Genomic DNA, 7,512 nt, shown 5'->3' with positions numbered 1-7,512 from the left:
GGTGACGCTGCGCGTGCTGCCCGGCATCTACTTCCACCGGCTGCAGCAGGACTCGGTGCGCAGCTTCTTCGCCGACACCTGGAGCGTGGGCTCGGAGGCCGATCGCATCGGCTACCGCTACAAGAACGGCACGCCGCTGAAGTTCATCGAGCGCACGCCGCCCTTCGGCGCGGGCGCCGATCCGTCGAACATCGTCGATGCCGGCTATCCCTATGGCTCGATCCAGGTGCCGGGCGGGCGCGAGCCGATCATCCTGCACCGCGACGCGGTCTCGGGCGGCGGCTACGCGATGGTCGGCACGGTGATCAGCGCCGACATGGACCTGATCGCCCAGATGCAGCCCAACCACAAGGCCCGCTTCGTCGCGGTCGACATGGCACAGGCGCTGGCCGCGCGCGCCGAGCGACGACGGCGCATCGAGCGCCTGCGCGCCGCGCTCGCCGACTGAGCGCCCGGGCGGCAAGGCCGCCCACCCCCTTCCTTTTCTTCCCCGTTGCCACCTAGGAGTTCTTCATGAACAGCTTGCCCCTGCGCGTTTCATTGACCGCCGCCGCCTTCGCCGCCACCGTGCTGTGGCACGGCGGTGCCTCGGCCGCCGACTGGTTTCCCTACAAGGCCGAGGCCACCGAGCCCGCCTTCTCGGCCGAGGGCACGAAGAAGCCCATCGACTACGTGCCGCTGCCCAAGGCCTCGAAGAAATGGGACCTCTGCGTGTCGTTCCCGCACATGAAGGACGCCTACTGGCTCGGCGTGGACTACGGCGTGATCGAGGAGGCCCGGCGCCAGGGCGTGAAGCTGCAGGTGGCCGACGCGGGCGGCTACACCAACCTCGGCAAGCAGGTCTCGCAGATCGAGGACTGCGTGGCGCGCGGCGCCAACGCGGTGATCATCGGCGCGATCTCGGGCGACGGGCTCAACAACGTCATCAAGGCCACGGCCGCGAAGAAGGTGCCGGTGATCGACCTGGTCAACGGCATCAACTCGCCCGACCTCTCGGCCAAGTCGCTGGTGTCCTTCCACACCATGGGCCAGTCGACCGGTGCCTACCTCGCGAAGAAGCATCCGGCCGGTTCGCCGCCGGTCAAGGTCGGCTGGTTCCCGGGACCCGCCGGCGCGGGCTGGGTCGAGGCCGCGCACAAGGGCTTCATGGAGGCGGTCAAGGGCAGCGCGGTGGTGGTGCTCGATCCGAAGTACGGCGACACCGGCAAGGAAGCGCAGAGCAAGCTGATCGAGGACGTGCTGCAGGCCAACCCCGACCTGGCCTACGTGGCGGGCACGGCCGTCACGGCCGAGGCCGCCACCGGCATCCTGCGCTCGCGCAACCTCGACAAGAAGGTGCAGGTGCTGTCCTTCTACATGACGCCGGGCGTCTACGAGGGCATCCAGCGCGGCCGCATCGTGGCCGCGCCGGCCGACTCGATGGTGATCCAGGGCCGCATCGCGGTCGACCAGGCGGTGCGCCTGCTCGAGGGCAAGGAGGTCGCGAAGCACGTGGGCCCGAAGATCTTCGTGGTCGACAGCAGCAACATCCAGAGCGTGAAGCAGGCCGACATCCTGCCGCCGACCGGCTTCAAGCCGGTGTTCGAGGTCAAGTAGGCCCGCGATGCCACCCCTGCTGCAGACCCGCGGACTCGGCAAGCGCTATCCGGGCGTGCTGGCGCTCGACGGCGTGGACTTCGAGCTGCGCGCGGGCGAGGTGCACGTGCTGTTCGGCGAGAACGGCGCCGGCAAGTCGACGCTGATCTCGCTGCTGGCCGGCGCCAATGTGCCGAGCGCCGGCGAGATCCGGCTGCGCGGCGAGCCGGTGCGCTTCGCGAACGTGCACGAGGCGCGGCGCCACGGCATCAGCGCGGTGTTCCAGGAGTTCTCGCTGATCCCCACGCTGTCGGTGGCGCAGAACCTGAGCCTCGGCGAGGAGCCGCGCCGCGGCGGCCTGCTCGACCGCGGCGCGCTGCGCGAACGCGCCCGCGCGATGCTGGCCGACCTGGGCTTCGCGATCGACGTCGATGCGCCCGTGGCCGGCCTCACGCGCGCCCAGCAGCAGATGGTGGAGATCGCCAAGGGCCTGCGCGGCGAGGTCTCGGTGCTGATCCTCGACGAGCCCACCGCCTCGCTGACCGATGCCGAGACCCAGCGCCTGTTCGAGCTGGTGGCGCGGCTGCAGGCGCGCGGCGTGGGCATCGTCTACATCTCGCACCGCATGCAGGAGATCGCGCGGATCGCCGACCGCATCACGGTGCTGCGCGACGGCCGCCAGGTCACGACGGTCGAGGCGCGCGAGACCGATGCCGACCGCCTGATCGAGCTGATGAGCGGGCGTGCCATCGAACAGGTCTATCCGCGCATCGCCTTTGCGCCGGGCGAGACGGTGCTCGAGGTCGAGGGCCTGCATTCGCCCAACGGCGTGCGCGGCGCCAGCCTCAGGGTGCGGCGCGGCGAGGTGGTCGGGCTGGCCGGCCTCGTGGGCTGCGGCAAGTCGGAGCTGTTCCGCGCGGTCTGCGGGCTCGACCCGGTGAGCGCGGGCCGCGTGCTGTTCAGGGGCCAGCCGCGCACCGGCGCCAGGGTGCGCCGGCTGCTCGACGAGGGCCTGTTCTACCTGCCGCCCGACCGCAAGGGCGAGGGGCTGGTGCTGGGCTTCAGCGCGCGCGCCAACATCACGCTGCCGCTGGTGCACGGTCCGCTGCGCGGCCATGGCGGCTGGCTGCGCAAGCGGCTCGGGCGAAGGCTGTCGACGGCCGCGGCCGAGCGCGTGGAGCTCGCGCCGCGCAACCTCGAGCGGCCGGTGGCGCTGCTGTCGGGCGGCAATCAGCAGAAGGTGCTGTTCGGCAAGGGCATGACGCGCGACGCCGCGCTCTACGTGTTCGACGAGCCCACGGTGGGCGTCGACATCGGCACCCGCAGCGCGCTCTACCAGGTCATCCGCAGGCTCTGCGAAGGCGGCGCGGCGGTGGTCGTGATCTCCTCCGACCTGCCCGAGGTGCTGCACCTGAGCCACCGCGTCTACGTGATGTGCCGCGGCGAGATCGCCGGCGAGCTGCAGGGCGACGCCATCGGCGAGACCGCCGTGCTCAATCTCTTCTTCGGTTCCAGCGAGAACAACAAGCCATGACTTCGTCTTCCTCCGTCGCCACCGCCGTGCCTTCGACACCGGGGCCCGCCGGCCGCGCGCTGGCCCTGCTGCGCGCCCTGTTCCTGCGCCTGGGCGTGCTGCCCTTCATGCTGGCGATCGCCTTCGTGGTGTTCGGTACCCTGTCGGACCAGTTCCTCACGGTGCAGAACCTGGTCAACCTGCTGCGCCAGTCGGTCTACCTGATCCTGGTGGCCATGGGCCAGATGCTGGCGCTGGTGACCGGCGGCTTCGACCTCTCGGTCGGCACCGTGATGGCGATCACCTCGGTGGTGGCGGCGCTGGCCATGCAGTTCTTCGGCGCCGCGTTGCCCGACGCCGCCTGGCTGGCCATCGCGCTGGGCTGCGCCTGCGGCATGCTGGCCGGGCTCGCGGTGGGGCTGGTCAACGGCATCGGCGTGGCCTTCATCGGCGTCTCGCCCTTCATCGTCACGCTGGGCGTGCAGTCGATCGGCTTCGGCCTGGCGCTCTACCTCACGGGCGGCGTGCCGGTGTCGGGCCTGCCCGCGGGCTTCAGCGAGCTGTTCGGCTTCGGCACGCTGCTGGGCGTGCCGGTGCCGATCTGGGTCACGGCGGTCTGCGTGGCGGCCATGGGCGTGCTGATGGGCCGCATGCCGACCGGCACCCACCTGCTGGCCGTGGGCGGCAATGCCAAGGCGGCGGCGCTGTCGGGCATCGACACCCGGCGCGTGCTGCTCGTGGCCTACCTGCTGTGCGCGGGCCTCGCGGCCGTCAGCGGCCTGCTGCTGACCGCGCGCGTCGAGACCGGCGAGGCCAACCTCGGCGGCACCGTGGCGCTGGAATCGATCGCGGCCTGCGTGATCGCCGGCGTGAGCCTGCGCGGCGGCATGGGCCGGGTGCCGAACGTGGTGATGGGAGCGATCTTCATCGGCCTGGTGCAGAACGGCATGAACCTCGCGAGCGTGGGGTCGTACCTGCAGATGGTGGTGCTGGGCGCGCTGCTGATCGTGGCGGTGGTGGCCGACCAGTTGCGCCACCGGATGGTGGCGCCCGGCTCGCACTGACGCACCGAGCTAGTTGGCGAACTCGTCGCGCGGCCCGCCCTCGGCCGCGAGGTGCGAGATGTCGCTCCAGCCCACGAGGCTGAAGCCCTCGCTGCTCCACAGCATGCGGTTGATGGCCGCGTTGCCGAGCTGCCAGGTGCGCGGCGCCTGCAGTTCCTGGCGCGTGGCGGCGCGGTAGAGCACGTCCATCACGCCGCCGTGCGCGACCAGCGCCACCAGCTCGCCCGTGTGGCGCGAGGCCAGGTCGGCGGCCACGCGCGTGATGCGCTCGCGGAACACCAGCAGGCTCTCGCCGCCCTCGGGTTCGAATTCGGGATCGCGCTCGCGCCAGCGCCTGGCCTGCTCGGGCAGCTCGGCCTCGATCTCGGCGAAGCTCATGCCCTCGAAGCGGCCGAAGGCGCGCTCGCGCAGGCCGGGTTCGGGCCGGACCTCGAGGCCGTGCGGTTTGGCGATCTCGAGCGCGGTCTGCCAGGCGCGCGAGAGGTCGCTGGCGTAGATGACGGCCAGCGGTTCGTCGGCCAGCGCCTGGCCCACGCGCTGGGCCTGCCAGACGCCGGTGGCATTGAGCCCGATGTCGAGCTGGCCCTGGATGCGCGTGTCGACGTTCCAGGCGGTTTCGCCATGGCGAACGGCGATCAGGCGGGTGAGGTCTTCCATGGTCGAAATTCTAGGAGGGCGGCATTTCGGATCGTGCCGCCGCTCCAGGCCCGAGGCGGGCCCTTACTGTTGCTTCTTCGCGGTGGGCAGCTCGATGTTGACGCGCCGCACGCCCTCGGGCGGCTTCGGGAAGCCCTGCAGCGCGGCCTGGAACATCACCGGCAGCACCGCCGCGCTCGCGGTGTAGGGGCCGTCGTTGCGCGCGCGGGTCTCGTAGACCACGCGGTTGCTGCCGAGCTCGCGCAGCACCACGCCGACCTCGCGCTCGTACCAGGGGTTGGAGGCCTGCGGAACGATCGGCGCGCCATACCAGCCGCCGCCGTACCAGCGCCGGCCGTAACCGTAGGGGCCGTAGCCATAGCCGTAGCCGAAGGGGCCGTCCCAGAGCCAGGGATCAGCCCAGGGCGACAGCGTGGTGGTCACGCGGGCGCTGATCTGCGCCGTGTAGCGCGGGTTGGCGTCGTCGCGGCGCAGGCCGACCTGCTCGAGCGCGGTGGTGGCCATGGCTTCGAGCGAGGCCTGGCGCTCGCCGTTGGCCTGCTGCGAGGGCAGGCGCTCGAAACGGTAGGTGGCGCCGGCGGGAACGGTGTCGATGGCGGAGAAGCTCTTCACGTCGCTGTCGACCACCCAGGAGGTGGCGCAGCCGGACAGGGTTGCTACCAAAAGAAGAGCAAAAAAGGCGCGTTTCATGAGGGTCTCCGGGCCGGTGGGCCCCAAATTCCCCTGGGTAGCCGGATCAGCCCTGGACGATGCGCAGGGCGGCGGGTGCCTGGGAGAGCGGGTCGAAGGAGGGCGTGTCGAAGGCCTTGTCGCCGTTCTCGTCGGCCACGCCCGTCGGCTTCAGACCCTTGAAGTCGTGCAGCGTTCCGTCGAGCAGGTGCGAAGGCACCACGTTCTGCATCGCGCTGAACATGTTCTCGATCCGCCCCGGGTACTTGCGCTCCCATTCGCGCAGCATCTCGCCGACCTGCTTGCGCTGCAGGTTCTCCTGGCTGCCGCACAGCGTGCACGGAATGATCGGGAATTCGCGGTGCTGGGCCCAGCGCACCAGGTCCTTCTCGGCCACGTAGGCCAGCGGCCGGATCACCACGTGGCGGCCGTCGTCGCTCACCAGCTTCGGCGGCATGCTCTTGAGCTTGGCCGCGAAGAACATGTTGAGGAAGAAGGTCTGCAGCATGTCGTCGCGGTGGTGGCCCAGCGCGACCTTGGTGGCGCCCAGCTCGTCGGCCACGCGGTAGAGGATGCCGCGGCGCAGCCGGCTGCACAGGCCGCAGGTGGTCTTGCCCTCGGGGATCACGCGCTTGACGATGCTGTAGGTGTCCTGGTTCTCGATGTGGAAGGCCACGCCGAGATCGCTCAGGTACTTCGGCAGCACTTCCTCGGGGAAGCCGGGCTGCTTCTGGTCGAGGTTGACCGCGACGATGTCGAAGTGGATCGGCGCGCGCGCCTTGAGCTTGAGCAGGATGTCGAGCAGGCCGTAGCTGTCCTTGCCGCCCGACACGCAGACCATGACCTTGTCGCCTTCCTCGATCATGTTGTAGTCGACGATGGCGCGGCCCACCTCGCGGCACAGGCGTTTCTCGAGCTTGTGCGTTTCGCGCTCGATCTTCATCGAGTTGGCGGGCGGGGCAAGGGCGTCGGCGACGGGCGCCTCGTCGATCCAGACGGCGTTCATGGCAAAAGGGCTGCCCGGGGCAGCAAAAAACGGGGGAAGGGGGCGATTTTGCCCCGGATCACCATTCCCCGGCTTCGATGCGGATCGCGACCTCGCAGTCCTCGAAGATCTCGAGCTTGGCGATCTTCACGCGCACGCCCAGCACGCCGGGCAGCTGCAGCAGGCGCTGCGCGAGCTTGCCGATCAGGCTTTCGAGCAGGTTCACGTGCTCGGCCGTGCACTCGTCGATGATGATCCGGCGCACCTTGCGGTAGTCGAGCACGTGGAAGATGTCGTCGTCCTTGGGCAGCAGCGGCTGCGGGCCGAGGTTGAGCTCGGCATCGACCTGGATCGGCTGCGGCGCGACCTTCTCCTGCTCGAGGATGCCGAGGTTGGCGTCGAAGCGCAGGCCGTTGAGGGTGAGCGTCTGGCGCCCGAGGGGGGTGGTGGGTGACATCGGGTGGTGCTCGAAAAAGGGGGCCGCGGGCGGCGGGTTCAGCTCACATGTGCGAGAAATCGCGCTCGAACTTCATCAGGTGCTGGCCGCCGTCCACCAGCAGCGTGGTGCCGGTGATCGAGCCGTTCTCGAGCGCGAAGCGCACGGTGGCGGCCACGTCGGCCGGCGTGGACGAGCGCCCCAGCGGCGACAGCTTGTGCAGCTGCGCGAACTTGTCGTCGTCGTGCATGTGGCTCGGCAGCGTGAGGCCGGGCGCCACGCCCACCACGCGCACGCGCGGCGCGAGTGCCAGCGCCAGCATCGGCGTGGCGGCCTCGAGCGCGGCCTTGGAGAGCGTGTAGCTGAGGAAGTCGGGGTTGGTGTTCCACAGCTTCTGGTCGAGCATGTGGACCACCGCGCCGGTGAGCGTGCCTTCTGGATCGCGCTGTGCGAGGTGCGCGTGCAGCGCCTGCGCCAGCACGATCGCAGCGCCCGTGTTGCCGCGCGCATGGCGGTCCATCAGCGCGTAGCTGAAGCTGGCCGCGTCGTCGTGCTCGAACAGCGCGGCGCTGTGCACCACCGCGTCGACCCGGCCGAAGTGCGCCGCCACCTG

Annotated in this window: 9 protein-coding genes; 4 read left to right on the top strand and 5 right to left on the bottom strand. The window is 70.2% G+C overall.

What is annotated here, in order from left to right; all coding sequences use genetic code 11:
* The 4 genes from AC27VN_RS26865 to AC27VN_RS26850 form a co-directional block, all read left to right on the top strand.
* A partial coding sequence (locus AC27VN_RS26865) for a 5-oxoprolinase subunit C family protein (protein WP_490878504.1) occupies positions 1-448 on the top strand: 448 nt, incomplete at its 5' end.
* A gap of 65 nt (positions 449-513) precedes the next feature.
* Complete coding sequence (gene torT, locus AC27VN_RS26860) at positions 514-1,596, top strand: TMAO reductase system periplasmic protein TorT (RefSeq protein WP_208510535.1); 1,083 nt, start codon at positions 514-516, stop codon at positions 1,594-1,596.
* Between the two features lie 7 nt (positions 1,597-1,603).
* Entirely contained in the window at positions 1,604-3,109 is a 1,506-nt protein-coding gene (locus tag AC27VN_RS26855) for a sugar ABC transporter ATP-binding protein (RefSeq protein ID WP_490878503.1), read from the top strand.
* Positions 3,106-4,152 carry an ABC transporter permease gene (locus AC27VN_RS26850; RefSeq protein WP_490878502.1) on the top strand — a complete coding sequence of 349 codons (1,047 nt, stop codon included), beginning with the start codon at positions 3,106-3,108 and terminating at the stop codon, positions 4,150-4,152. Before AC27VN_RS26855 ends, AC27VN_RS26850 begins: the two co-directional genes overlap by 4 nt.
* Positions 4,153-4,161: 9 nt before the next feature.
* Here the strand turns inward: AC27VN_RS26850 and AC27VN_RS26845 are convergent, their stop codons facing one another.
* The 5 genes from AC27VN_RS26845 to AC27VN_RS26825 form a co-directional block, all read right to left on the bottom strand.
* Entirely contained in the window at positions 4,162-4,809 is a 648-nt protein-coding gene (locus tag AC27VN_RS26845) for a histidine phosphatase family protein (RefSeq protein WP_208510537.1), read from the bottom strand.
* Between the two features lie 63 nt (positions 4,810-4,872).
* Positions 4,873-5,499, bottom strand: a complete 627-nt coding sequence (locus AC27VN_RS26840) for a DUF4136 domain-containing protein (RefSeq protein ID WP_490878501.1) — start codon at positions 5,497-5,499, stop codon at positions 4,873-4,875.
* Between the two features lie 46 nt (positions 5,500-5,545).
* A complete protein-coding gene (ttcA, locus tag AC27VN_RS26835; protein WP_398500373.1) occupies positions 5,546-6,484 on the bottom strand; it encodes a tRNA 2-thiocytidine(32) synthetase TtcA in 939 nt (312 codons plus the stop codon).
* A 58-nt stretch (positions 6,485-6,542) separates the two neighbouring features.
* Entirely contained in the window at positions 6,543-6,920 is a 378-nt protein-coding gene (locus tag AC27VN_RS26830; protein WP_057591108.1) for a dihydroneopterin aldolase, read from the bottom strand.
* A gap of 43 nt (positions 6,921-6,963) precedes the next feature.
* A partial coding sequence (locus AC27VN_RS26825; RefSeq protein ID WP_490878500.1) for an SDR family oxidoreductase occupies positions 6,964-7,512 on the bottom strand: 549 nt, incomplete at its 5' end.

Source organism: Variovorax sp. 20P10.2.4 (genome assembly GCF_058244205.1).
Note: the sequence above shows the minus strand (reverse complement) of the source record. Positions and strands in the feature narration are given on the sequence as shown.